At 48.0% G+C, this 26888-nt stretch carries 25 protein-coding genes, 1 pseudogene and 1 other annotated feature (1 of these 27 running past the window's edge); of the genes and pseudogenes, 25 read left to right on the top strand and 1 reads right to left on the bottom strand.

Going from position 1 to position 26888, the window contains the following annotated elements; translation table 11 throughout:
- Nucleotides 1–194: a binding site (T-box leader), on the top strand; it begins 34 nt to the left of the window's first position.
- Nucleotides 195–242: 48 nt separating this feature from the next.
- The 5 genes from ileS to rpiB all read left to right on the top strand — a co-directional run bounded on the left by ileS (nt 243) and on the right by rpiB (nt 7850).
- The gene (ileS, locus tag BLW33_RS06795; protein WP_242911617.1) at nt 243–3398 is read left to right on the top strand and encodes an isoleucine--tRNA ligase; all 3156 of its coding nucleotides are present in this window, start codon (nt 243–245) and stop codon (nt 3396–3398) included.
- Between the two features lie 181 nt (nt 3399–3579).
- A complete protein-coding gene (locus BLW33_RS06790) occupies nt 3580–4755 on the top strand; it encodes a GGDEF domain-containing protein (protein ID WP_176966655.1) in 1176 nt (391 codons plus the stop codon).
- 47 nt (nt 4756–4802) lie between these two features.
- A complete protein-coding gene (locus BLW33_RS06785; protein WP_090306768.1) occupies nt 4803–6239 on the top strand; it encodes a nicotinate phosphoribosyltransferase in 1437 nt (478 codons plus the stop codon).
- A gap of 23 nt (nt 6240–6262) precedes the next feature.
- Nucleotides 6263–7306: an L-threonylcarbamoyladenylate synthase gene (locus tag BLW33_RS06780; RefSeq protein ID WP_090306766.1), complete on the top strand. Its 1044-nt coding sequence runs from the start codon at nt 6263–6265 to the stop codon at nt 7304–7306.
- A gap of 94 nt (nt 7307–7400) precedes the next feature.
- On the top strand, nt 7401–7850 hold the full coding sequence (gene rpiB / locus BLW33_RS06775) for a ribose 5-phosphate isomerase B (protein WP_090306763.1): 450 nt from the start codon (nt 7401–7403) through the stop codon (nt 7848–7850).
- A 205-nt stretch (nt 7851–8055) separates the two neighbouring features.
- On the opposite strand, the gene BLW33_RS06770 is transcribed toward rpiB, so the two are convergent.
- Nucleotides 8056–8445 carry a 4Fe-4S binding protein gene (locus BLW33_RS06770; RefSeq protein WP_090306760.1) on the bottom strand — a complete coding sequence of 130 codons (390 nt, stop codon included), beginning with the start codon at nt 8443–8445 and terminating at the stop codon, nt 8056–8058.
- 214 nt (nt 8446–8659) lie between these two features.
- On the opposite strand from BLW33_RS06770, the gene BLW33_RS06765 reads away from it, so the two are divergent.
- The 20 genes and pseudogenes from BLW33_RS06765 to BLW33_RS06675 all read left to right on the top strand — a co-directional run bounded on the left by BLW33_RS06765 (nt 8660) and on the right by BLW33_RS06675 (nt 26876).
- Nucleotides 8660–9196 (top strand): signal peptidase I, encoded by a 537-nt coding sequence (locus BLW33_RS06765; RefSeq protein WP_090306757.1) that lies wholly within the window; start codon nt 8660–8662, stop codon nt 9194–9196.
- Entirely contained in the window at nt 9165–9878 is a 714-nt protein-coding gene (locus tag BLW33_RS06760) for a hypothetical protein (protein ID WP_090306755.1), read from the top strand. Before BLW33_RS06765 ends, BLW33_RS06760 begins: the two co-directional genes overlap by 32 nt.
- 138 nt (nt 9879–10016) lie before the next feature.
- Nucleotides 10017–10796, top strand: coding sequence for a hypothetical protein (locus tag BLW33_RS06755; protein ID WP_176966654.1), 780 nt, complete (start codon nt 10017–10019; stop codon nt 10794–10796).
- A gap of 64 nt (nt 10797–10860) precedes the next feature.
- Complete coding sequence (locus BLW33_RS06750; RefSeq protein WP_090306749.1) at nt 10861–11451, top strand: SipW-dependent-type signal peptide-containing protein; 591 nt, start codon at nt 10861–10863, stop codon at nt 11449–11451.
- Nucleotides 11452–11473: 22 nt separating this feature from the next.
- The gene (locus BLW33_RS06745; protein WP_090306747.1) at nt 11474–11683 is read left to right on the top strand and encodes a hypothetical protein; all 210 of its coding nucleotides are present in this window, start codon (nt 11474–11476) and stop codon (nt 11681–11683) included.
- A 103-nt stretch (nt 11684–11786) separates the two neighbouring features.
- Complete coding sequence (locus BLW33_RS06740; RefSeq protein WP_090306745.1) at nt 11787–12656, top strand: response regulator; 870 nt, start codon at nt 11787–11789, stop codon at nt 12654–12656.
- Nucleotides 12656–13987, top strand: coding sequence for a UDP binding domain-containing protein (locus BLW33_RS06735; protein ID WP_176966653.1), 1332 nt, complete (start codon nt 12656–12658; stop codon nt 13985–13987). Before BLW33_RS06740 ends, BLW33_RS06735 begins: the two co-directional genes overlap by 1 nt.
- Nucleotides 13988–14003: 16 nt before the next feature.
- On the top strand, nt 14004–14870 hold the full coding sequence (gene galU / locus BLW33_RS06730; protein WP_090306740.1) for a UTP--glucose-1-phosphate uridylyltransferase GalU: 867 nt from the start codon (nt 14004–14006) through the stop codon (nt 14868–14870).
- An 81-nt stretch (nt 14871–14951) separates the two neighbouring features.
- A complete protein-coding gene (locus BLW33_RS06725) occupies nt 14952–16640 on the top strand; it encodes a phospho-sugar mutase (protein WP_090306738.1) in 1689 nt (562 codons plus the stop codon).
- Between the two features lie 12 nt (nt 16641–16652).
- Complete coding sequence (locus BLW33_RS06720) at nt 16653–17183, top strand: ferredoxin domain-containing protein (protein ID WP_090306735.1); 531 nt, start codon at nt 16653–16655, stop codon at nt 17181–17183.
- 58 nt (nt 17184–17241) lie between these two features.
- Nucleotides 17242–17709, top strand: a pseudogene (locus BLW33_RS14615) (2-thiouracil desulfurase family protein); the annotation flags it as partial.
- Nucleotides 17710–17757: 48 nt separating this feature from the next.
- Complete coding sequence (locus BLW33_RS06715) at nt 17758–18822, top strand: D-alanine--D-alanine ligase family protein (RefSeq protein ID WP_242911619.1); 1065 nt, start codon at nt 17758–17760, stop codon at nt 18820–18822.
- A 25-nt stretch (nt 18823–18847) separates the two neighbouring features.
- On the top strand, nt 18848–19294 hold the full coding sequence (locus BLW33_RS06710; RefSeq protein ID WP_090245660.1) for a YwiB family protein: 447 nt from the start codon (nt 18848–18850) through the stop codon (nt 19292–19294).
- Between the two features lie 81 nt (nt 19295–19375).
- Nucleotides 19376–21067, top strand: coding sequence for an arginine--tRNA ligase (gene argS / locus BLW33_RS06705; RefSeq protein WP_090306728.1), 1692 nt, complete (start codon nt 19376–19378; stop codon nt 21065–21067).
- 110 nt (nt 21068–21177) lie between these two features.
- Nucleotides 21178–21873, top strand: a complete 696-nt coding sequence (locus tag BLW33_RS06700) for a tRNA threonylcarbamoyladenosine dehydratase (protein WP_090306725.1) — start codon at nt 21178–21180, stop codon at nt 21871–21873.
- Between the two features lie 9 nt (nt 21874–21882).
- Nucleotides 21883–22200 (top strand): bh protein, encoded by a 318-nt coding sequence (locus tag BLW33_RS06695; protein ID WP_090306722.1) that lies wholly within the window; start codon nt 21883–21885, stop codon nt 22198–22200.
- 172 nt (nt 22201–22372) lie between these two features.
- A complete protein-coding gene (locus BLW33_RS06690) occupies nt 22373–23671 on the top strand; it encodes an NAD(P)H-dependent oxidoreductase (protein WP_090306718.1) in 1299 nt (432 codons plus the stop codon).
- Between the two features lie 131 nt (nt 23672–23802).
- The gene (locus BLW33_RS06685) at nt 23803–24660 is read left to right on the top strand and encodes a MerR family transcriptional regulator (RefSeq protein ID WP_090245653.1); all 858 of its coding nucleotides are present in this window, start codon (nt 23803–23805) and stop codon (nt 24658–24660) included.
- Between the two features lie 408 nt (nt 24661–25068).
- The gene (locus tag BLW33_RS06680; protein WP_090245651.1) at nt 25069–25614 is read left to right on the top strand and encodes a DUF1097 domain-containing protein; all 546 of its coding nucleotides are present in this window, start codon (nt 25069–25071) and stop codon (nt 25612–25614) included.
- Between the two features lie 53 nt (nt 25615–25667).
- Complete coding sequence (locus tag BLW33_RS06675; RefSeq protein WP_090306715.1) at nt 25668–26876, top strand: FAD-dependent oxidoreductase; 1209 nt, start codon at nt 25668–25670, stop codon at nt 26874–26876.
- The last annotated feature ends 12 nt before the right edge of the window (nt 26877–26888 follow it).

The raw sequence follows: 26888 nt of genomic DNA, 5'->3' as shown, positions 1-26888 counted from the left end.
CAGAACAGAGAGGCCGCCCGTATGGTGGAAGGGGGCCCAGGCAGGACCCATTGAGATCACCTTGGAGCAGGATATCTGAACGTGATGAAGTAGGATATCTCGGGCCACCGTTAAATGGAGAATGAGTGAATACGGAAAATGCCGTATTAATGTGGGTGGTACCGCGGTAAAACAAGTCTATTATCGTCCCTTGTACAATGCTTTTGTGCAAGGGACGTTACTTTTTTGTAGGAGGGAAACGAGTGGCTCTATTTAAAGAATTAAAAACGGCTCCGGTGAAAGAAACCGAAGCGTGCATCGCAAAGAAATGGGAGGATATGGATATCCTTCAGAAGTCCATTGACAATCGTGAGGGTTGTGAAAACTTTGTGTTTTACGAAGGGCCGCCGACGGCCAATGGCCGCCCGGGGATTCACCATGTCATCGCCCGAACCTTAAAAGACTCGGTCTGTAAATACCAGGTCATGAAGGGCAAACGGGTTCTTCGAAAAGCCGGATGGGATACCCACGGCCTGCCGGTGGAAATTGAAGTGGAAAAACATCTGGGAATTTCCAGTAAGCCAGAAATCGAGGCCTATGGGATTGCCGAATTTAATAAAAAATGTAAGGATTCGGTGTTCAGCTACGAGGCACAGTGGCGTGAAATGACCAAGCGCATGGGATATTTTGTGGATTTAGAAAATCCCTATATTACCCTGGATAATGATTATATTGAATCCGTATGGTGGATTCTGAATAAATTTTTTGAAGAAGACTTCATTTATGAAGGCCATAAGATTCTGCCCTATTGCCCCCGTTGTGGTACCGGTTTAGCCTCCCATGAGGTGGCCCAGGGCTATCAGGAAATTAAAACCAATACCGTGGTGGTGGGCTTTAAGCGCTCTGATGCCGATGAATATTTCCTGGTGTGGACCACCACTCCCTGGACCCTGGCCGCCAACGTGGCTCTGGCGGTTAACCCGGCGGCGGACTACATTAAGGCCGTTAGCCATGGAGAAACCTATATCTGTGCCAAGGTATTGGCGGATAGGCTGCTGGGTGAGGATTATGAAATCATTGCAGAAATGAAGGGGAGTGACTTAGAGGGCATTGAATATGACCGCCTCATGCCCTTTGCCGATGTGCCCGTCAAGGGCAAAGCCTTTTATGTGACCTGTGCGGATTACGTCACCACCGACGATGGCACGGGGATCGTCCATATCGCCCCGGCCTTCGGGGAGGACGACTACCAGGTGGGACGGAAGTATAACCTGCCCGTTATCAAGCCTGTGGGAGAGGATGGCGCCTATACCGCCACGCCTTGGAAGGGTCACTTCGTCATGGAAGAGGGCCTGGATATTGAAATCATTAAATGGCTAAAGGATAAAGGGGTCCTCTTTAAAAAGGAAAAAGTCCTTCATAACTATCCCCATTGCTGGCGGTGTAAAACGCCATTGGTGTACTATGCCAAACCCAGCTGGTATATTGAAATTACCAAGATTAAAGAGCGTCTTATCAAGAATAATAATGGGGTTAACTGGTTCCCGGAATTTGTGGGAGAAAAACGTTTTGGCAACTGGCTGGAAAACCTGAACGACTGGGCCATTTCCAGAAGCCGTTACTGGGGGACGCCCCTGCCCATTTGGCGCTGTGACGATGAAGACTGTGATGGCCTGGCCTCCGTGGGTTCCCGGGCAGAGTTGGCAGAGAAAGCCATCGAGGATATTTCTGAAGATATCGAGCTCCACCGCCCCTATGTGGATGAGGTCCATCTGACCTGCCCCAAATGCGGCGGCCGGATGACCCGGGTGAAGGATGTCATTGACTGCTGGTTCGATTCTGGCTCCATGCCCTTTGCCCAGCAGCACTACCCCTTTGCCCAGCTCAAGGAAGGGCAAAGCCCCAAGGATGCGGACATCCCCCCACTGCCAGATGACGCCTTTCCAGCAGACTTTATCTGCGAAGGCATCGACCAGACCCGGGGATGGTTTTACTCCTTACTGGCCATTTCCTCCTTTGTCACGGGAAAGGCACCCTATAAAAATGTACTGGTTAACGATTTGATCTTGGACGCAGAGGGTCAGAAGATGAGTAAGTCCAAGGGAAACACCGTGGACCCCTTCGAGCTCTTTGACGAATATGGCGCCGATGCCTTAAGATGGTATCTGCTCTACGTGTCCCCGGCCTGGACCCCCACCAAGTTTGATGTGGAGGGACTGAAAGAAGTGCGCAGCAAATTCTTCAATACCTTAAAGAATACCTACACCTTCTTTGCTCTGTATGCCGATACCGACGGCATCGATCCAAGAACCTTTGATGTGCCTGTGGCGAGCCGTCCGGATATCGACCGCTGGATTCTGTCGAAATACAACCGCCTCGTGCGGGAGGTCGCCGAGGAAATGGATCAGTACGACCTCACCCGGGCCGTCCGAAAAATCCAGTTCTTCGTCAATGAAGACCTGTCCAACTGGTATATTCGAAGGAACCGCCGCCGTTTCTGGGAATCGGGAATGAGCGCGGATAAAAAAGCAGTTTATCGGACCACCTATGAGGTCCTGGAGGGACTGAGCCGCCTGTGTGCGCCCTACGCTCCCTATATCAGTGAAGAAATTTACTGCGACCTCACAGGGAAGGAATCCGTCCACTTGGCGGATTATCCCGTTGCAGAAGATGCGCTCATTGACGATGGTGTGGAGGAACCCATGGACCTGGTTCGGGATTTGGTCAGTCTGGGCCGCAGTGCCCGGGAGGATGCTAAAATTAAGGTGCGCCAGCCCCTGTCCGAAGTCATTATTGATGGCAAGTATAAAGATCTGCTTAAAAACCTGGTAGGTCTGATGCAGGAAGAGCTGAACATCAAGGAAGTGGTCTTTAAAGATAACTTGGGAGCGTTTATGGATTATACCATTAAGCCAAACTTTAAAGTGGCTGGCCCGATTTTGGGCAAAAACGTGAAGCTCCTGGGCAAGGCCATGGCGACAGTGGATGCTCCGGCCCTGGTGGCAGCCACAGAAGCAGGGGAAAACTTCCCGGTGGATGTGGATGGACAAACCATAGAAGTGACCCCGGAAATGGTGGACGTACGTATTTCTGCGAAACCGGGCTTCAACGTTCAGACCGAGGGAAATCGGTTTGTCATCCTGGATACCAGCCTCACCCAAGATTTAGTGGATGAAGGTTTGGCCCGGGAACTGGTTTCCAAGGTACAGCAGATGCGTAAAAACAAGGGCTATGAGGTGATGGACCATATCCACATTACCTACAGTGGTGACGATGCTTTAGTGGCTGCCATTACTGCCTATGCTGACTTTGTTAAGCAGGAAACTTTGGCCGAGAGCTTAACGATGGGCAGTAGCGGAGATGTTTTTGGATTAAACGGTCATGATGCAACCATTGAAATTACCAAGGTTGATGGTTAAGCCAATCCGCCAATAGAATAATAAACCGACAGAATATTCTTTGTTTTGTCGGTTTTTTTGTAAGATTTGGGAAGTCGAGGTTCACCATTGAAAAAAATAAAAGAGAGTGATAAAATAAGTATACATATTTGGCGGGGTCCAGCTGGGGGGCAACGGAGCCCATGCTTCCATGGAGAGTGGAATGAAAATTAAAGAGAAACAAAAAAAGATTTTTAAAATGGAGAGGGATCGGAATTACGAAATCGCGTTAGCCTGCTTGTGCCTGATGGTCGTTTCGCTCATGGTGTTGGTTAACAATATCATCAATGGACGGACATGGGATACCTCCCTTTGGACGGTAGCGCCATTACTTTTGGATATGATTGCTTTCACGCTGCTTCTTTTACGGGTCATTCGTCTCAGAGAAAAAATGGAAGGGCAGATAGAAGAGGCCTATTGCGAAGCCGTCCGCATGGAAGATTTGCGCAATCAGGTTATTCTTGACGCCATGGATGTTTTATATTTTGAATGGGATCTGGGATGTGCCCAAGTACAGACCTCCACGAAATGGTGGTCTGCTTTAGGATATACGCCCACTCCGGAGATGATTGAAAATGGCAGCATGGTGGAGGAGCGTGAAGCCTTGTCTTTCCAGGGGATGGTGATGATGATTCTGGGAGGACAGGAATTTGCCGAAGAGGAATTTCGTTTTATCTACGGGGACGGTCAGTCTCATTGGAGTCGAATTAGATTGGTAGGTATTCAGGATGATGGTGGTGAAACCCGGAGAATTATTGGGATTATTAGTGATATTGAGGATCAAAAATGTCGGGAAAATAATTTGGTAGATCACGCCCGGCGGGACCCGCTGACGGGTGCCTTCAATAAAAAAGCTGTCCGGGAAGAAATTGAGACCCTCTTATTGCTGTCTAGCTTTCGACAGGGTTCATCCCATTGCCTGCTCCTCATTGATATTGATGACTTCAAAAAAGTTAATGATCATTTTGGCCATGCTTACGGCGATCAAATTTTAATGGAGTTGGTGAAAAATCTAACAGAAATTTTCAGGGCTTCAGACATTATTGGGCGGATTGGCGGCGATGAATTCATTGTATTGATGAAGGAGCTGAGAGAAGCGGATGATGTTACCGCCCGAGCCCGCCATGTTTTGAAACGGGTATCGGCCATTCAATTACCGGATGGCAGTCCCCTGGGATGTACCATTGGGATTGCCTGTTTTCCCAGGGATGGAACGGATTTTGAAACCTTGTATAGCCATGGAGATCAGGCCATGTACCATGCCAAAGGGCTGGGGAAAAATGGTTTTGCCTGCTATGGAGAGGAAGTGCGGAAAAAGACAGTAAGCAAAGTGAATTGACATTAAAATCGATTGAAGGATATGGAGCAGGAGAATAGGAGACAGAAATGCAATTTGAAAGAAAACTTCAGCTGGCCACGGACTTATACCAGCTGAGTATGGGAAACGTGTATTTAGAAGATGGTAAGAAGGACGAAATCGCCGTATTTGACGTATTCATCCGGAATAATCCCTTTGGTGGCGGCTACACAGTAGCGGCTGGACTTGAACAGGTCATCGAATATATTGAAGGGTTAGCCTTTGAGGAAGAAGATGTTCGGCTTTTAAAGGCGAACCATCCTGAATTCTCCGATGGCTTCATCGACTATTTACGCGGCTTTCGGTTTACCGGAGAGCTGTATGCCGTACCAGAAGGAACGGTTATCTTTCCCTTTGAACCCATCATCCGGGTGAAGGCACCCCTCATTGAGGCCCAGCTTGTGGAGACCACCATTTTGTCCATCATCAATCATCAGACCCTGATTGCCACCAAGGCATCCCGCATTGTCGAGGAGGCCAAGGGAGATCCGGTGATGGAATTTGGACTGCGCCGGGCCCATGGTACCGAGGCCGGGTATTTTGGTGCTCGGGCAGCCGTTATTGGGGGCTGTGCTGGAACCTCGGTGGTGGAAACCGAAGCGATGTTGGGGAAGCCCTCTATGGGAACCATGTCCCACAGCTTTGTCTTAAGTTATGATACGGAGCTTGAGTCCTTTTATAAATTTGTAAAATATAATCCCCAGAATGCGGTCTTACTGGTGGATACCTACAATACTTTAGAGCAGGGAATGCCCCACGCCATCCAGGTGTTTAAGGAATGCCTGGCTGATGGCCGGATTACCGGGAATTACGGGATTCGCATCGATTCCGGGGATTTAGCCTACCTTACCGCAGAGGCCAGAAAGATGCTGGATGCTGAGGGTCTCACCGATGCGGTTATTGTCGCTTCCTCAGATTTGGATGAATACCTCATTAAGGACCTGAAAATTCAGGGGGCAAAGATTAATTCCTGGGGAATTGGGACGAAGCTCATTACCGCTTACGATTGCCCGGCCTTGGGGGGAGTTTACAAAATGGCCCAAATCGATGGAAAGCCTAAAATCAAGATTTCCAACGATCCCTGGAAAATCACGAATCCCGGATATAAGAAAATCTATCGGATTTATGGCAAGAGTAACAACATGGCCCTGGCGGATTTGCTGTGCCTGGGGGATGAGGTGATCGATGAAAATGAACCCTTAACCATTTTCCACCCCATGCATACCTGGAAAAAACGGACCATCACGGATTATTATCTAAAGGAACTATTGGTCCCTATTTTTGTGGAGGGTAAAAAGGTTTATGATATTCCCACCATTGCCGAGAGCAAGGCCCACTTGGTGGCGGAAAAGAAAACCCTGTGGCCAACCTTTAAACGGATGATCAATCCCCATGTTTATCACGTGGATTTATCCAAAGCCCTGTGGGAGATGAAGCAGGCACTATTAGATGGTGACGAGGGTTAATACAGTCAGAAAGAAGGGATAACATGGAAACCTTGCTTTTAGAAATGGATGATGCATCCATTACAGAAAGTCTTAAAAAAGCGGGGGCGCTCATTCGCCAGGGTGAAACCGTGGTATTCCCCACGGAAACCGTGTACGGATTGGGGGCCAACGCCTTAGACGGAGAGGCGGTCAAAAAAATATTTTTAGCGAAGGGCCGTCCCGGGGATAATCCTCTCATCGTCCATATTGCGGAGGTGGAGGCCGTGGACGGCTTGGTCGCCAAGGTCCCAGAAAAGGCCAGGGCTCTGATGGATGCTTTTTGGCCTGGGCCCCTAACCCTCATCATGGCCCGGGGGGAGATCATCCCAGAGGAAGTCACCGCAGGGCTCTCCACGGTGGCCATTCGTCTGCCTTCGGGGGACATTGCCCACCGCCTGATTCAGGAAGCTGGAGTGCCCATTGCCGCACCCTCAGCCAATATTTCCGGACGCCCCAGCCCCACCAAGGGGGAGCACGTTTTAGAAGATATGCTTGGGAAGGTATCGGCCATCCTCATTCGGGAGGATGTGGAGGTGGGCCTGGAATCCACCGTGGTGGATATGACCACTGAGCCACCCACCCTTTTGCGTCCCGGAGGAATCACCGTCCGGGATTTGACAGCGGTTATTGGTGAGGTGGATATTTCCCCGAACATTACAGAAAATGTCATTCCCGAGGAGGTCAAATCCCCGGGAATGAAATACACCCACTATTCCCCGGAGGGTGAGGTTCTCATCGTCAAGGGGACTGACGAAGAACGGGTGGCGAAGATTTCAAGCCATATTAAGGTTCTGGCCAGGAATGGTGATACCAGCATCGGGATTCTGGCCACGGATGAAACCATGGGAAATTATCATAAGGGAATCATCATTTCCCTGGGAAGCCGGGAGGACCCGGCAGAGATGAGCCGGAATCTCTTCGACCGCCTGCGTATTTTTGATGAAATGAAGGTTAAGCATATCTTTGCTGAGGACATTCCGGTGACCAATGATACCCTGGCCATTATCAACCGCCTGTATAAATCTGCAGGATATCAGTTTATTTAACTAAAAATTACTTTAGCAAAGTTTCTAATCTTTGCACTTCGAAAAAAAGAAGGGGTGTGCTATAATAAGCCCATCAAAGGTTGCGAGGTGTCAAATGAAAATAGCCATTGGATCAGATCATGGCGGATATGAGCTAAAGGAAGTCATTAAAGCTCTGTTATCCGATGAAGGAATTGAATATATGGACCTGGGCCCTGAGAATGAGGAATCGGTGGATTACCCCGTTTATGGGCAAAAAGTCGCTGAAGCCGTGGCAGGGGGTCAGGCTGAGCGTGGGATTGCCATTTGTGGAACCGGTGTGGGCATTTCCATCGCTGTTAATAAGATCCCGGGAATTCGGGGATCCCTCTGTACCAACGAATATATGGCCGAAATGACCAGACGCCATAATGATTCCAACGTATTGGTTTTAGGCGGACGGGTGCTGGGCACTGAACTGGCCAAGGCCATTGTGAAGAAATGGCTCTATACCGAATTCGAAGGTGGCCGCCACCAACGCCGTCTGGACGAAATTACGGCGATTGAAGAAAAGTATAATCAGTAAATCAATAGCGTAAAAAGGACGATTGCACAAGAGATCACTCACAGTCGATGTCCGACATATAAATCCATTTTAGTCTCCACTCCGCGGACAGCTTCGCTGTTCGCGTCAAGTCGACCTTAACTGGTTTTATATGCCGGACATCTGTGGGTGATTTTGTTTAATGCAATCGTCCTTTTTCTGTTGAAAAAAACTTGACAAATCCTTATTAGGATTCAACGACCTTTAGAATATCCACTGGGCAGGCTTTGACGCAAATGCCGCAGGCAATACATTTAGACGGCTTTTCCACATTATCGGCTTTCACAATGAGGCCGAAGGGACAGGCATCCACACACTTCAAACAGCCCACACAGAGCTTTTTGTTCAGGATGTAGGTTCCTTTTTTATTTTGAGTAATAGCGCCAGCTTCACAGGCTCTGGCACATTTACCGCATTGTACGCATAGGCTGGGCTTGATGGTGCCGTCGTCCTTTTTGTTAATCTGAATGCAGGCGTACTCCGATACCGGCGCCTTGTAAAAGGCTTCGGCACAGGCCAGCTCACAGCTTAAACAAGACATACAAAGTTCTTTGTTTTCCATTATCAACTTTTTCATTGACAGTCTCCCCTTTGTTTTGTGATTTGAATTTAAGTCCTAAACATGTACACACAAGTTATTCGACTTTATTATACTTTAAATGAAATCATATAACAAGGGGAAAATAGAGGAAATTATCGCAGGATAGGGAATGAAAAAATGCGTTGTGACCATGATGTGACTTGACCTTGCTATTATGGGGGCATAAAACGAAGAAGGATGACAAACCCGAATGAGAAAAGCCTATAATATCGTAACAACAATCATCTTAATCCTTTTAGTGGGGTTGGCGGCCATTATGATGCTGCCACGACTCCTTGGGATGACACCTTTGGCCGTACTCAGCGGGAGTATGGAACCCACCTATCATGTGGGGAGCCTAATTTTCGTTAAAGACGCAGATGCCAACGAGGTAAAGCCGGGCGATCCCATTACCTTTAAAATTAGTGCAGATACCATGGTTACCCACCGGGTCATTGCCATCGATACACAAAATCAATGTTTCTACACGAAGGGAGATGCCAACAATACTCCAGACGGCGGTAGTGTATCCTATGAAAACTTAGTTGGCAAGCCGGCTTTTACCGTTCCAATGCTTGGATACCTGGCCGTTTACGCCCAAACCCGGCAGGGAATGATCATCCTGATCACCATCATTCTAGTGGTGCTGGTACTTACCTTCGTACCAGATCTTTTATTTAAAGAGAAAACACCGAAGAAGGGGAAGGAGAAAAAGAATGCAGCAGCTCATAAAAAATCTAAGAAATAATAAAAAACAGCTTTTCCTCATTGTTGCTGCCATCGCTTTTTTAATAGTCGGCAGCACAGTTGCACTGTTAAGCGCCGTCACCGGAACCAAGGTGAACGCCTTTGATGGTGGGCATGTGAACGTGAGTGTGATTGAGACAGGTGGGGATAAAACCCAGGATTTAGAAAACCCGGGAAACGACAATGAGAACGTGAATCATTATGCAGAAATGACAGCAGAAAATCCGACAGTGTCAAAGACCGTTGCCATTAAAAATTTAGATAAACCCGACTATAAAACCGTCGATACCTATGTACGGGTTCGATTAGTGCCGATTCTTCGATACAATGATGGGACTGAATACGCCGGACAGGTGGTGCCAGTGGATATGGCTGGGAAGGTAAATTACACCTTTGGTACAGATTCTAAATGGGTGGTCGATCAAAGCAGTGGGGAAAGCTACTATTATTATACAGACGCTGTAACACCAGGGAGTACGACTGCGAACTTAATCACCGCGGTTACTTATACGGGCAAACTACCGGAAAGTACCCACTTTGAACTTCAAGTCCTCACCGAAGGTGTGGCTGCTGGTCAAAAGGATGCCGATGGGAATTCTTCTTTGAAAGGGGCCTGGGGGATTGATGATTTCAGTGGCATGGCAAGTGCGGTAACGTCAGAAATTGCAGTGAATATTGAATAAAAAAAGACATAAAGACTTGGATGTGACGACGGTGTGACAGCTGGGAATTATACTATACATAAGATTGAGATAAAATCGGATTTAAAAAAGCATGGACTTTTTAAATATAAAATTCAATCCAAAATGGAGGGTAAAAAAATGAACGTAAAAAAAATGGCAAAGGGTATTACCGTTATTGCTTTGTTGGCAATTATCGCAGTGGGTGCAACCTTAGCGTATTTGAGTACAACGACGGATAAGTTAGAAAATAAGTTTACCAGTACTTCAAATATTAAGGGTGAATTAACGGAAACAAACTGGGATAAAGATGCCGCTGAAAAATACACACCTGGTCAAGTTTTGGCAAAAAACCCTGTTGTTGATTTGACCGCATCCAATGAGCCGGCATACGTCGCCATGGCCCTTGATTTTAAGGGATTAAATACGACAATGTCCCAAACTGAATTCGCAAAATATTGTACCATTAATGATTTGAACACGACGGACTGGGAATTAATTGCAAAATCGGCCAATGGTTCTGAACTCTATGCATATAAAAGCATTGTAACTGCGGGTGCCAGTACCAATGCGATTTTCCAAAACATTACCGTTAATGCAGGATTAAAAACTTATACAACGACCCAGTTAGCAACAACAAAAACATATACCTATGAAGATTTAAATTCAAATGGGAAGTTTGATGCGGATACGGAAACAAAAACGGAAGTAGATAGTAATACGATTGCAACAAATATAGCAAAAACAGACTATATTGATGCTTTGGGAAATACCATCGCCATTGATCACCTGCCTGCATTCCAGATTGATGCACAGGGTTTTGCAGTACAGAGCACCGATACGGCGTCAGTGTATAAGGCAGAATTAATTAAACTTGCCAACGCCCAAAGAACGGGCAACGATCTTTTCGTAGCGCTTTAATTCTAACTTAACTGAACCAAAGGGACATCCTGAGTATGCCCCCTTTCGATAGAAGGAGTACCTTATGACAACTACCAAAAAAGCCGCCATGCTGATTTCGGCATTGGCCGTGATCGCCATCATTGCTGTTGGCGCCACCTTAGCATACTTTACCGATACCGATACCAAGCAGAATGTTTTCACCTTGGGTAAGGTCTCTGGGACGTTAACGGAAGACGGGTCGACCGATGGGACAAAGCGAGAAGATGGTGGCCGGGATTATACAAGCATCACTCCCGGTAAAACCTTAAGTAAGGTTCCCGTCATCACGTTGGATGCAAATTCTCAAAATGCATACGCCCGGATGAAGATTGACTACACCGGTTTAACAGCATCTCAGATTGCAGAATTTCAAACGGGGATCACCTTGAATCCTGGATGGGTCTTGGGGTCTGACGGATATTTCTATTACAATACAGAGTTGAAACCTGGGGATACTGCAACCATCTTTAATACGGTTACCATTCCAACAACCTGGGGGAATGAAATGGCTGAAAAATCGTTTAGCATGAATCTAAAGGCTGAATTAATTCAGTCTGATAATTTCACCCCGACTAAAGATACTGCAGGCAATATTACCAGCTGGGGAAACGTCACCATCGAAGCTGCCAAATAACCTGGATGTAAAGGGGAAAAGAATGCAGGACAATACGACAACCATCAAAACAAAGGGCGGACAGACCTTTATCCTGGAAATCTTGAACACCCAAAATAACACGTGGCAGGGAACCGTTCTGTGGACACAAACCCAGCAGAAAATTCCCTTCCGAAGTGCGTTAGAGCTGATTCATCTTTTGGATTCCGCTGTAGGAACGGATGAAATAACCGATTCTGTTTTTAAAAAATAAATTTTCTTGAAAAAGCCATCCTCCGGTCTAGGGGGGTGGCTTTCTATTTGCAATTTTTTATTGTATAATAATACCCAACAGCAATGTGAACGGAGAATAGAGAATGGCTGGGAAGTGGCGAGATTTTTTTAAAAAACATGAGCAAATAGAGGCACCGGAGGTGCTGGATCAAATCCGTGATGTAGCACGGGAGGCCCTGGCAACAGGAGAAGATGGGGATGGGGCGTTGAGGCGGATATTAGATATCCTGGGAACGCCCTGGTCAGAAGCACCACCAGAAGAGGGGATGGAGCTAGAAGCTCCTGTGGCGTGTGAATTGAAATGCCAGCCGGAACCTGTGATACAGCCGGAATTAGATCGTGAGACTGAAGTGGAAACGGCGGCTTTGGAAGAAACAGAAGCAAAGAAGCCAACACAGGCATCCCAATCAGTAGACGGGGATGCATTAGCGGAGGCACTGTCATCAGGAGATGAGCCAGCGTTCATTCTGGAGCAGGAAAGAGAACCTGAAGGAAGAGTGAAAGCAGAGGATGAACCACCAGAAGAAGGAAAAGCTGAGATAGCTGTCGGTGAAGCATTAGATATGGATACCGCTTCCTTTACAGGGAAGCATTTGCTCTATGGCATTGGTCCCAGGGGGGAAGGCAAAGATATTATCGCCCTAGCCGAAACCTGGGGGATTCAGGTGGATGAGGCAGCCAATGGTTTAAAGGCAGTGGAGATATTTTCAGCTTCAGAAGAAGGACGATATGATGGTATTGTGTTGGAAAAGGCGATGTTCCTCATGGATGGGGTCACCGTCGCCAAGTGTATCCGCAAGCTCAAACATACGGGCAGCCGATCCGTGCCCATTGTATTGTCCTCGGTAACGGTGCCCCTAGGGATGGACCGCATGGAGAATGCAGGGATTGATGCCTGTATTGGAGAAGGCGGTGAACGGGAATTGTACGAAGCCTTGAAGGGGGTATGGTAATGGAGAATACAGAGAAAACACCCATGGTGGGGGGCGTTATTGGTTTGACGGTTGAGGGTCTGTCCTGGGCGACAGTTCTAGCCCAGGCTGGGGTTTCTACGATGTGTACGGACATGGATGAAGAAATGGTGAATGGTGCCCTTGAGGGGGAGCTTCCCGGGGAAGAGCCCGGTCTATCCGAGGCCGTCGCCACACTAACGGCTCAGGAGACTTTAGCGTTTTTAAGTCACCCCCGGAGGCTGATTCTTAACTGTCCGGTTATTTTTGTCAGTGCCATGGTCCCTATGGGGGAGGATCATCAGCCGAGTCTGCGTTTTGTGGAGGCCATTGCCAGACAAGTGGCCAATACAGCGACGGAGGATCGGGTGCTGGTCATTAAATCGGTGATGCCCCCAGGCAGCTGTTCCGCCATCCAAAGGATGGTGGATGCTATCCTGGCAGAGGCGGATCAGGCGATTACTATTCAGGTGGTGTCTATGCCGGATTTATACGCCCGGGGAAATTGGCTTGAGGCAATGGGGCGAACCGCGGTGATGCCAGTGGGATGTCTGGGGGAAATCCCTGAGGCCCTGAGCATTATGCTCCACACCCTGTCCGGGGCGAAGAAGCGCATTGCCCACTGCACGCCTGAGGAAGCAGAACTTTCGGCCTATGCCTACAGCGGGTTGTTGGCCATTAAGCAGACCTATGGGGATGGGATTACCCGTCTGAGCCAGATGGGAGGAAGCGATTCCCGGAAAATCAAGTCTATTGTAAGGATGCAGGAAAAAACGGGATATAATCCCTTTTCTGAGGCTTTAGGATATGGCGGGAGTTGTATTTCCCAGGAAATAGAAACCCTTCGATATCTAGCTGGAGAGAAAAAAGCACCCATGGGACTCCTGGAATCTGTATCAGGAGATCATAAGCGGGTTTTAAGAACCACAATCAGTCGGATTAAGAAGCAGCTTCGCCGGTCAAAGGCAAAGAAAATTGCAGTTCTGGGGATGGCACCCATTGCCAATACTGATGATCTTCGGGACGCTCCGGCGCTGGTGGTTATTCAGGCCCTGGTAGCAGCCGGGTATCAGTTGCAGCTCTTCACTCCCCACGGCCTAGATCAAGTAAAATGGCGTTTGTTTAGAACAAGGGAGGATCTGTTCTTTTGTCTGTCCGTTAAAGAAGCGACCCAAGATGTGGATGCCGTGGTTATTCTGGGGAGATGGAAAGGAATGGAGCGTCTGCTCATGCCTTCCTTAGGGAAGCGTATGGCGGGGACCACTTTTATCGATGTGGTCCATGCCTTTGATCAGGACCGAGCCGCTCATTGTGGATTAGATTATTATAATTAAAAGATAGGAGAAAAGCATGAAAGTACGTAAGGCCGTTATACCGGCAGCTGGTTTGGGAACACGGTTCCTACCTGTGACAAAATCCGTTCCTAAGGAAATTTTACCCATTGTGGATAAACCCACCATCCAGTATATTATCGAGGAAATTGTGGCATCCGGGATTGAGGATATTCTGATTATCACCGGGCGCAATAAGGATATTATCATTAATCACTTTGACCATGTACCAGAGCTGGAATTCAATCTTAAGATGAAGGGAAAGGAAGCCGAGCTGCGCATGGTGGAGAACATTACCAATATGGCCAATATCTTTACGGTGCGCCAGGGGGAAGCCAAGGGCTTGGGACATGCCGTACTCTGTGCCAAGGAATTTGTGGGAGATGAACCCTTTGCCGTGGTCCTGGGGGACGATATCGTTTATAATGAAGAAAACCCAGCCTTAAAGCAAATGATTAATGTTTATGATAAATATCAAGCCTCGGTTATCGGTGTGCAGGCGGTTCCGGATGATCAGGTGGATAAATACGGTATCGTTTCTGGAAAGTCCCTGTCAGACTATGTGTATGAAGTGGAAGACTTGGTGGAAAAGCCTCCCATTGATGAAGCACCCTCCAACCTGGCCATCCTGGGCCGATACATCATCTCCCCGGAGATTTTTGAAATCCTGGAGCATACGGGTCGGGGTGCCGGTGGAGAAATCCAGCTGACGGATGGACTGAAAAAATTGGCCCGCCGGGAAAAGATGGTAGCTTACGATTTTGCGGGACGCCGTTACGATGTGGGGGATAAGCTGGGATTTTTGGAAGCCACGGTAGAATACGGTCTGCGAACCCCTGGATTAGAAGATAAATTCAGAGAATATCTTAAAAATTTAGAGCTTTAAGCGCTTTTCTCTTGTGGCGAAAAAGGGAGTGGGTTATAATGTATGAAACCGAAAAGCAATTACACCAAGGAGGAGAGAAGAATGGATTATCAGACAAATTGCCAGGCATGGAAGGATTTTATGCAATGGGACGCCAACATGTACAAGGAGCTCTCAGTCATTCGGGATGAAAAGGAATTAGAGGATCGATTCTATACGGACTTGGCCTTTGGCACGGCGGGTATGCGTGGAAAAATTGGAATGGGGACCAACCGTATGAATATTTATGTGGTTGCCCGAGCGACCCAGGGGCTGGCCCAGTACCTGCTGGCAGCGGACCCCGCCAATGCAGAAAAGGGTGTGGCCATCGCCTATGATTCCAGAAACTTTTCTCCGGAATTTGCCCAGATAGCGGCTCAAGTATTGGCGGCCAATGGGATTACGGCATATCTTTTCGATAGCCTGCGTCCGGTGCCGGTACTGTCTTTTACCGTGCGCCATTTAAAAACCGCTGCGGGGATTGCCGTAACAGCGTCCCATAATCCAAAGATTTACAACGGCTATAAGGTGTACGGCCCAGACGGCGGTCAGATTACCGCTGAAGTGGCTAATGCGGTGGTAGCAGAAATTGATAAAATTGAGGATTATTTCGGGGTAAAGCTTGCTGCCATTGATGACGAACATATTATTACCATTGGGCCTGAGGTGGATGATGCTTTTGCCGCCGCTGTTGAGGGGGTGGCCCATGCCAACCCCGGCAGTGATTTAAAGGTGATTTACACCCCCATCCACGGCAGTGGTAATGTGCCGGTGCGTCGGGTACTGGCAGATCTCGGTTACAAAAATGTGGTGGTGGTTAAGGAACAGGAACAGCCCGATGGGAATTTTCCAACGGTATCCTACCCTAATCCCGAGGAAAAATCTGTCTTTAACATCGCTATTGCCATGGCCGAAAAGGATGGCGCCGATGTAATCATCGGGACCGACCCGGACTGTGACCGTGTCGGGGTAGTCTGTCGAAAATCCAATGGAGATTATGTGGTTTTCACCGGAAACCAAACCGGGGCCCTGCTGGTGGATTATATGCTGAAAACCCGGGATTATCCGGACAATAAGGCGGTGATTAAAACCATTGTGACCAGCGAAATGGGCGGGGTGATCGCCAGAGCCCAGGGAGCTGCGGTGTACGATGTCCTCACGGGCTTTAAATACATCGGGGAAAAAATGACACAGTGGAAGGAAAGCGGCGAGCATACCTTCGTCATCGGCTATGAAGAAAGCTACGGTTACCTGGCCGGGGATTATGCCCGGGATAAGGATGCCGTGTTAGCCTCGGCCCTGGTGTGCGAAATGGCCCACTACTACAAGCAGAAGGGAATGACCTTGTACGAAGCCTTGGAAGATTTATACGCACAGCATGGCTTCTTCCTGGAAAATGTCCAGGCCATTACCCTGGAGGGTATTGAAGGCAAGGCCAAAATCAACACCATTATGGAACAGTTCCGGAGTACCCATTTCGATGGATTTGCCGATGAAAAGCTAGTGGTCTTTAATGATTACCAAACAGGAGAAAGCATCGACCTGGAAACCGGTGTGAAGACACGGATTGATTTACCCAAATCCAATGTTCTGAAGTTCGTATTTGATAAAAATTCCTGGTACGCCCTGCGTCCTTCCGGAACAGAACCAAAGCTCAAGATTTATTATTCAGTGGTTGGCACCTCCCACGAGGATGCTGAAGCTAAGCTTTCGGTGCTTAAGGAAGCTGTCGCCGCCAATATCCCAGAATAAGAGGAAAATAAAATGATTGTAAAATCTGAAAAAGCAGAAGTTGCTGCGGTCATGATGACTGCTAATGCCATGTGCGCTGCCGCCCGGACTGCGCCCAAGGCCCGGGGTATCGATTATATTGAGACTGCCGTCATCACCGATACGGAAAAGGGTGAGCTGGTGGCAGAAATGATGCGATTGGGGGAAGCCCAGGACAAACCCAGCTTTATCCGGGATGGAAAAAATGTGGAATTGAGTGCAGCAGTGGTGCTCATCGGAACCCGGGAGGGGAAGCGGGGGCTCAATGAAGCCTGTCAACTGTGCCACTATGAGGACTGCGCCCAGTGCCAAAAAGCGGATGGGGTCTGTGTGTATGATCCCATGGACCTGGGAATCGCCATCGGTTCTGCGGTATCGGTGGCAGGGGATGCCCGCATCGATAATCGGATTATGTTTTCCATTGGTATGGCAGCAAAATCCCTAGGGTACCTGGGAGCAGATGTTACCATGATTATGGGGATTCCCCTTTCAACCAGTGGCAAATCCATTTTCTTTGATCGCTAAGCCCAGGGGCAGCACCAATTTATATTGTTAAATAAATGATGGCAGATACTGACAAATTATGTTGGTATCTGCTTTTTTATGGTATGATACATTTATGGATGATTTGATGAAAAAGAGTGAAAAAATTTTGGTCAGCGCCTGTCTGGCCGGAGAGCCCTGTCGCTATGATGGCCGGGCTAATCCTCACCCCCAGGTGATCAAATGGGTTCAGGAGGGGCGGGCGATTCCGGTGTGCCCGGAACAGGCGGGTGGTCTGCCAACACCCCGCTTTCCATGTGAAATAATGATGGTAAGTGATGGACAAAAAGTGTATAATGTTAAAAATGAAGATTGTACTTTACCCTTTGTTGAAGGAGCCCAATATGCCTTCGCCTTGGCCCGTAAACACGGGTGCCAGAAGGCTGTTTTAAAGGCAAAAAGTCCATCCTGTGGCTATGGGCAGATTTATGACGGTTCTTTTTCCGGGACTTTGGTCAAGGGGATCGGAATCACCGCGGCGTTGCTTGAGGAAAAGGGCATCACTGTTATGACTGAAGAGAGCTTACCAGAAAAACCACTGAATCAGGAGGCATTTATGGAAAATAAAATAAAATTAGGTGTGGTATTCGGCGGTCAATCCGGAGAGCATGAGGTTTCCAGGGTATCAGCCTATAATGTATTACAGGTTATTAATACAGCAAAATATGACATCACTTGTATTGGCATCACCAAACAGGGGGTGTGGATGATTTACAAGGGGCCTTACACCCGTATTAAAGATGGCTCCTGGGAACAGGATGACGAAAACCTGAAAAAGGAATTTTCCCTCTTTCACGATCCAGAGATAACGGGGATCGATATCTTTTATCCCATCCTCCATGGCCCGATGGGAGAGGATGGCACCATCCAGGGTGTCTTTGAAATGATGGGGAAGCCCTACGTGGGCTGTGGCGTCCTGGCCTCCTCAGTGGGGATGGATAAGGTCGTCTCCAAAATATTATTTGAATCAGCGGGAATCCCGGTGACACCCTATGTGTGCTTTAAAAAACGACAATGGGATCAGAATCAGGATGCCATCTTGACCAAAATTGAAGAAAAGCTTGGTTATCCGGCCTTTGTCAAACCGGTAAACATGGGCTCCAGCGTTGGCATCAGTAAGGCCCACAACCAGGATGAGCTGGTGGCAGGCATTATCGAAGCCCTGCGCTATGACCAGAAAATTCTGGTGGAAGCCTTTATCGATGGTCGGGAAATTGAATGTGCAGTGCTGGAGGATGAAGGGATCATTAAGACCACCATTCCCGGTGAAGTCGTTGCCTCCAAGGAATTCTATGATTATGAAGCAAAGTATTCGGATGATCAGGATTCAGAAGTGATTATCCCGGCACCGATTTCTGAGGCTTTGTTAAATAAAGTTCGGGAGTATGCCGCCATTGCCTTTGAAGCCATCGATGGCTCAGGCTTAAGCCGGGTGGATTTCTTTGTTACCCGAGGATCTGGCGAAATCATCATAAACGAGGTGAATACCCTCCCCGGGTTCACAAATATCAGTATGTATCCTAAGATGTGGGAAAATATGGGAATGGATTACGCTGAACTGGTAGAAAAAATTATTTGTTCAGCGGGACGAAAGCGTGACACAGAATATACGCTTATCTAAACAAAAGGAACAGGAGGTGAGTAAGATGATGCCAGAACGACAAAAGGTTTGGCTGTCCATTAAGGGCAATTATGGAAGTGAAGATGTTGTGGGTGATGATGCTGTATTCCTGACTGAAGGAGACTATTACCGTGAACAAGGGGCAACGTGCCTGAGTTATGAGGAATCTGAAATGGCCGGTATGGGTGGAACGACCACCACCGTTCGAGTGAATGGTGATAAGGTATCCGTCATCCGCCTGGGCTCGGTGAACTCGATTATGGAATTTGAGCAAGGCAAGCACAACCTCACCATGTACTCCACACCCTATGGGGATATTTCCATGGGAATTTTCACCAAGGAGATCGATGTAGTCTACAATGATCAGGAAGCGCCTGTGAGTGTCAAAGTAGACTATGATCTGGAGATTAAGGGAATTTCAAATACCAGCAATCGAATTAATATTGAAATCAGTAGTTGTCCGGTTTCATAAAGATAAATAAGCACGGGCAGACAATGAGTCTGCTCGTGCTTGCTTTTAAGACAAGCGAAGAGATGGAGGATTTGCAAGAATATGTATATCAGAGAAAAGGTTGAGGAAGAAATAAAAAGTCTCATCCAGAAGGCGGTGGATCAGGCCGTTGCAGCGGGGGATTTCAATGTAGAGGCATTACCGGAAATCCAATTGGAGGTTCCCCGGGAACGGGAGTATGGAGAGTATTCCACCAATATTGCCATGCAGCTTCCCAAGTTAGCCCGAAAGGCACCGAAATTTATTGCCGAAGCCATTCTGCGTCATATGGATATTGATGATTCCTATGTAGCAGAGGTGGATATTGCCGGTCCGGGATTTATTAATTTCAAACTAAAACCGGAATGGCACTATGAAACCGTACTGGAAATCGAAGAGATGCAGGAGGATTACGGGAAGACCCAAGGTCATGCCGGAAAAACCTATAATCTTGAATTTGTTTCCGCTAATCCCACGGGACCCATGCACATGGGAAATGCCCGAGGAGGAGCCATTGGTGATATTCTAGCTGAGATAGCCGCTTGGACGGGCTATGATGTCACCCGGGAATTCTATGTTAATGATGCGGGGAATCAAATTGCAAAATTTGGACAATCCCTGGACGTCCGTTTTAGACAGCTTTTAGGGGAAGATCTTCCCTTCCCGGAGGATGGCTATCAGGGGAAGGATATCCAGGTACACATGGAAGAGTACATTGACGCAAAAGGTGGTGCAGAGGCCTGTCGGGTACTTTTAGAGATGCCGGAGGAAGAACGTAAGGCTGTCTTTGTGGAATACGCCCTGGAAAAAAACCTTAAAAAAATGCACGAGGATATGAATACTTATGGGGTGGACTACGATGTTTGGTTCTCCGAGCAGAGCCTCTACGATGATGGGGAAATTGAAGCGGCACTACAGACCCTCAAGGATCGGGGGGCGGTATACGAAGAAGATGGTGCCGTTTGGTTTAAAACCACAGATTATGGCTGTGAGAAGGACGATGTCCTCATCCGCCAGAACGGTTTGCCCACCTACTTTATGGGGGATATCGCCTATCATTTAAATAAGCTCATCACCCGGGGATTCGACCGTAGTGTCAATGTCTGGGGAGCGGACCATCACGGCCACATTGCGCGACTGAAGGCCGCCATGGAAGCCGCCGGGGTCAATCCAGACCGTCTGCACATTGTCATTATGCAGTTGGTGCGCCTGGTGAAGGATGGGGAGCCGGTACGGATGTCCAAGCGGAAGGGGAAGGCTATCGGCCTGACCGAACTTTTAGATATGGTTGGTGTAGACGCGGCCCGGGTATTCTTTAACTTGCGCTCACCGGACAGCCACTTTGATTTCGATTTGGATCTGGCGATTCAGGAATCCAATGAAAACCCGGTGTTCTATGTGCAGTATGCCCATGCTCGGATTTGCAGCATTCTCCGTCAAATGGAAGGGAATGTGACGGATGCGGCCGCTGCTGACTTAACCTTATTGACGGCCAAGGAAGAAATGGATCTGATGGAAATGCTGTCAGATCTGCCGGGTGCCATCGTTGTGGCAGAAGATAAGAACGATCCCAGCCGGATTACCCGATACGCCATCGATTTGGCCTCCGCCTTCCACACCTTCTACAACGCCTGCCGCGTTCGGGTAGAAGATGTGGCGTTGATGAAGGCCCGTCTGGCCTTGGTCTTATCCACTCGCCAGGTCCTCAAAAACGTTCTGGGTATCCTTGGGGTAGAAGCTCCGGATCACATGTAGCACGTATGCTAACAGCCTTGCGTGAGCGCAGTGCGAAGCACGGAGCGAATAAAAGCAAGGCGTTTGTTGAGAATCGACGGTTAGCACTATCGGCAAGAAAGGAAGAGGCCATGATCACCCAATTTGCAAGAACCGAAAAAATCATTGGCAGCCAGGGAATCAAACACCTCCAGTCCGCCCGGGTGATCCTCTTTGGCCTTGGCGGCGTTGGCTCCTATGTGTCCGAGGCCCTGGTACGCTCTGGCATCGGTCATATGACCCTTGTGGATAAGGATGTGGTGGATGAAACGAACCTCAACCGGCAGCTCATTGCCCTGCATACCACCATTGGAGAGGAAAAGGTAGCTGTCGCTGCAGCCCGATACCGGGAAATTAATCCAGCGGTGGATGTTCAGGCCCTTTCCGCCTGTGTCCTCCCGGAAAATATCCAGACCTTTGGTCTTGAGAATTACGATTACGCCATCGATGCGGTGGATATGGTGACGGCTAAGCTGGCCATTATTGAAGAATGCCATCGGAAGGGGACACCTGTGATTTCCTGCATGGGGACAGGGAATAAGATGGACCCAAGCCGTTTTGAAGTGGCGATGATTGAAAAAACCAGTGTGTGTCCCTTGGCCAAGGTGATGCGTCGGGAGCTTAAGCTTCGGGGGATTAAAAAGGTCAAGGTCGTCTATTCCCGGGAAGAGCCATCCATAAAGGTAACGCCCCCGGGCAGTATGAGCTTTGTGCCCGGGGCGGCTGGATTACTCATTGCCGCCACCGTTGTGAAGGATTTACTGGGAAGCAATGTGTCCCCAAATTAGGAGATTATGATGTCGAAGACGAATATGGATGCGTATCTGTTCTGCTTGAATTGTGACAAGGATACAGACCATAAAATCGAATATCGGGATGGCCAAATTCATCGAATCACCTGCACGGAGTGTGGCATGGCGATTCAAATTAACCAAGAGTATATTCAGGCCCATTTTAAAGAGGACTTCGTCGACCGGGTCATGAGTAAGCCCGGGCGGATGACTAAGGAAATGCAGGCGGATCTCAATGGCTTTATTAAATCCCTGCCCTACCGGGTGATCACCAAACCCTACCGGGTATACAAGGAATGGGAACAGGAAGAAAAGAAAAAATAAAAATTTTAGGAGCCATCATTGGGATGGTTCCTTTTTTGTTCTGAGTATTTTCTTAATTCATCATGTTAAGGAAATAACAATGGTCGAATTTTCATGCAAAATGCAGTATAATACAAACAGACTTAAGAAAACAATCTTTTAATTTTACATTTGAAAAAAGAGAGGTAAAAAAATGATTAATGTCAGTCATAAGCTGAGGAAACGTGAGGCTGAGGGAAATCCCATTCAAGTTGGCATTGTGGGGATGGGACAAATGGGCATCACCCTGGTTGGTCAGATTTCCAGGATGAAAGGGATGCGCCCGGCAGTGGTGGTGGACCATAAGCTTGGGGCTGTTAAAGCAGCCTTTGCACGGGCTGGTTATAAAGAAGGTCAGGATTATGAACTGGCGGATACTGTGGCAGAGGGAAACCGCATTTTGGCAGAGGGTAAATTTGTTGGAACCCTCAATGACGAATTGGCCACCAAATGTGCCACCCTGGACTGTGCAGTGGATGCCACGGGTGTTCCAGAAGCTGGGGCTAAAATTGCCATGGATGCCATCAACCACGGCAAGCATATCGTCATGCTCAACGTAGAGACCGATGTATGCATTGGACATATCCTTTATAAAATGGCCCAGAATGCCGGGGTGGTTTACACGGGCAGTGCTGGGGATGAGCCAGGCGCTGTGATGGAGCTTTTTGACCTGGCCGATTCTTTAGGCTTTGAGGTTCGGGTTGTGGGGAAAGGAAAAAATAATCCGGTTATCCTGGATTGCACCCCGGAATCGGTTAAAGAAATCGCAGAGGTTAAAGGTGCCAGCCCACGGATGATTTGCGCCTTTAAAGATGGCACTAAAACCATGGTGGAAATGGCCGCCATGGCTAACGCCACGGGTTTTATCCCGGATGTGGTGGGGGGCCATGGTGCTGAGAGTGATGCGAAGCATCTGCCCCAGGTACTCAGCCTGAAAAGCGAAGGCGGTGTCCTTAATCGCTATGGGGTGGTGGAATATATCAACGGCGTTGCCCCTGGGGTCTTTGTGATCTGCAGCACCGATGAACCAGATATTATGGCGACCTTGAAATATATTGAAATGGGGGATGGGCCTAATTATGCCCTGTACCGCCCCTTCCACTTAACCAGCGTAGAAACGCCATCCTCCATTGCTAAAGCCGTGATTGATCATGAGCCCACCATTGTGCCCAGCTGCGGCCGCATGGCTGAGGTCGTGACGGTGGCCAAAAAGGATTTGATTCCGGGTGAAATCTTTGATGGCATCGGGGGATATACGATCCGTGGGACCATTATGGCGGCCACGGAATCCGATGCCATGGGGGCACTGCCCATGGGGCTGGTGGATGCCCAGACAAAGCTGCTTGTACCCAAGGCGGCTGGAGAAATCATCACCTATGCGGATGTGGAACTGAACCACGATAGCCTGGTTGTCCAGCTAAGAAAGCTCCAGGATCAGCTCATTGATGCATAAGCAAGTGCGAACCCGAATAGAAGGGGATGAAATCAAAAAAAAGGGAGAAATATTGAGGCGGTTATGATAGAATAACAGGGTTGGAAAAGGCATGAGTTGACAATATCTAAAGAAAGCGGGGAGGAAGAACCATGGAAAAGGTTAAGTATTATTCCATCGGCCAAGCGGCAAAGATTTGTAAAATACCCATCCAGACCCTAAGATATTATGATGAAATCAAGTTACTGGTGCCGAGCCTCAGGAAAGAAAAAAGCAATTATCGATACTATAGCGCAAATCAATTGGTAACGGGGTTTATCATACGCCAGTTACGCCTCATTGGTTTAGGCCTTAAGGATATAAAGAAAATCGTTGATGAAAATACGGCGACAGAGCTGAAGGTATTGATTGACAGCAAGCTTAACCAGCTGGCTGGGGAGATTGCCGAGCTCCAAAAGATCCACGAGGAAACAGAGATTTTCGCTGCCAGGATTCAAAAAGGAACCGTTTTGTTAGAAGGACAAAAGGGTGAGGGGCAGGATGGCTATGCGCTCCAGGATATCCCGGAAATCTATCTTTATGGAGACCGGAAGGTCATTGAATCCTATAAAAATGAAGAAGTTAATCTCGAGCGATGGATCGCTGTGAATGAAGAAGCCCGGGAAAACAACTTAAAGGTTTGTGGTCCCATCTTCGTAACCTATTATACAGAGCTTTTAGGCCAGCTACTGGCCACGGATTGTGATTTGGAATTCAGTATCCAGGTGGAGCCTGGGGAACGAAACCATAAAAAGATTCACAAGTATGGGGGCTTTACAGCAGCGACGGGTATTCATGTCGGGGATTACGACACCATTTTTAAAACCTATATCGGTTTAAAACGTTGGATTGAGGAAGGTGGCTATGAAGTTGTGGGACCTGCCACTGAGGAGTTTATCATTTCCCCCATTGACATTAATAATAAGGAAGAGCACGTGACGAAAATCATTGTGCCAGTCGAGAAAAAGTAAAACGCGAAGGCCAAGCCAGCAGAGATCGCTGGATTGGTCTTTTTTTCGCGCCACTACGACATGGCATCACTGTAAATGGATGCGGTTCAAGGGAGAGGGTCAGCATTTCAAATCAAACACTCGGGTAGGTGGAGGGATGGGAAGGGATTTTCGAAAAAGGCTATCAATATCAATTTAAGGGGTGTCGTCTTTGATAAGAAGACAAATGTTTGTAATATTGCACAAAAACAACAATTTAAGCAGATATTTCCATGAAAATTACAATTATGTAGCAGGAGAGTTGGGGAAATATCGTTAAAAAATAGTCAAAAAAATTCTTAAAACGAAAAATTAAGGGTTTACTTGCACCCCAATGGATACAATACAATAGGTTTATACCAAGTCAGAAAAAATCAAGGAGGGTGTATTATGGGATTTGGTTACATTATGGCAAGTGCCTTAGGTAGTGGCATTGTTTGTGGAATTTGGGCTGGGTTCAGCACATATTTCAGCATTATTGCCCCAACACTCATAGCGGGTTGGGTTGGATTTGTGGGTTGTACCTCGTATTTTACTGCGGGCTGTGGACGTAATGGTTTTATTCGTTCAATGTGTAGTAACTACGCTGGGGTACTCATTGGTTGTACCATCATTTCTTTAAGTGTGATGATCTCCAATGGATGGATTTTCAGTGCCATTTGTACAGGATTCTTTACTTGGGTGATCTGTTTCCTGGCACACATCGATTTAACCAGGGTCGTTCCCTGTACGTTCATGGGTGGGTTTTCTGCCTTTGCAACGGGAGGAAACTGGCAGCTGCTCGTTATTTGCTTACTGCTTGGTAATTTGGTTGGTCTGGGAAGTGATTACCTCGGACGCTACATTTATAAGCGGTTTATGCATAAAAAGGATGAAAAAGAGGATTGGGTATTGGCCCAGGTGCTCCCTGATGAGCCAGAACATATTGAGGGTTAACATTCCATTAAAGTTGATTTTAAATTGAGCGAGAGAGAAAGGATAGTATCAATATGAGTGATGTTTTAAAAAAATCGTATGCGCAAGAAATTGAAAAGGGTTATGATTATCGCCGGGCCATGGAGGAAGCTTCCCGCTGCCTCCTGTGCCATGATGCCCCGTGCAGCAAGGGCTGCCCGGCAGGTACCGATCCTGGCAAATTTATTCGCTCCCTGCGGTTTAGAAATATAAAGGGTGCGGCCGAAACCATCCGTGAAAACAATGCCTTAGCTGGAAGCTGCGCCCAGGTTTGCCCCTATGGCAAGCTTTGTGAAGAAGCCTGCAGCCGCTGTGGCATTGATACGCCCATTAATATTGGGAAAATCCAGCGCTTCCTGGTTGAACAGGAAAAAGAACAGGGCATGGAATTTTTAACACCGGCGGCAAAGAATGGCAAAAAAGTGGCCTGTGTCGGGGCTGGTCCTGCCTCCTTAACCTGTGCCAGAGAACTATCGGTATTAGGCTATGATGTCACCGTCTTTGAAGCCAAGGAAAAGGCTGGCGGTGTGTTGTCCTATGGGATCGTACCCTCCCGTTTATCCCAGGAAGTGGTGGACTTCGACATTGAAACCATCGAAAAAACCCGTGTGCACTTCGTCTTTGGCGAAACCGTCGACGGGGCACGGCTGGAAACCCTTAAAAAAGAATACGATGCTGTGTTTATGGGCATCGGCCTGTGGCAGGCGAAAATGGTAGATCTCCCTGGGACAGATTTAGACGGGGTTGTTGGTGCCATTGACTTCCTGGAAAAAGCAAGAACGGGTGTCGTAACAGAATTGCCGGAAAATGTATTGGTCATCGGCGGCGGAGATGTGGCTATGGATTGTGTGACCACCGCCAAGCAATTAGGCTCTAAGAATGCTGCCATCGTTTATCGGAGAACCATTGAAGAAGCACCGGCAGATATCGAAGAGGTCAAACTGGTCCAGAGCATGGGCATTCCTATGTTTACCCAATTTGCACCCGCTGAAATCCTGGGGAAAGATGGCAAGGTAACCTTCCTCAAGACCGTAGGCCGGGATGGCGAATCTGAAATGACCTTAAAGGCAGATATGGTTGTCTTTGCCATTGGTCAGGAACTGGAAGCTGCCTTTGAAGGGATCGCCTTTGGCGATGGTGTCTTCGTTGGCGGAGATATGAAAGATGGCAAAGGTGCAACCGTGGTAGAGGCTGTGGCCGACGGTAAGGCCGCTGCAGCTGAAATTGTAAATTACCTGGGATAATTAGAGGAAGGA

This window comes from Eubacterium aggregans, from assembly GCF_900107815.1.
GTDB classification, from domain to species: Bacteria; Bacillota; Clostridia; order Eubacteriales; family Eubacteriaceae; genus Eubacterium_O; species Eubacterium_O aggregans.
The sequence above is the reverse complement of the archived record's forward strand: the minus strand, read 5'-3'. Positions and strand labels throughout refer to the sequence as shown.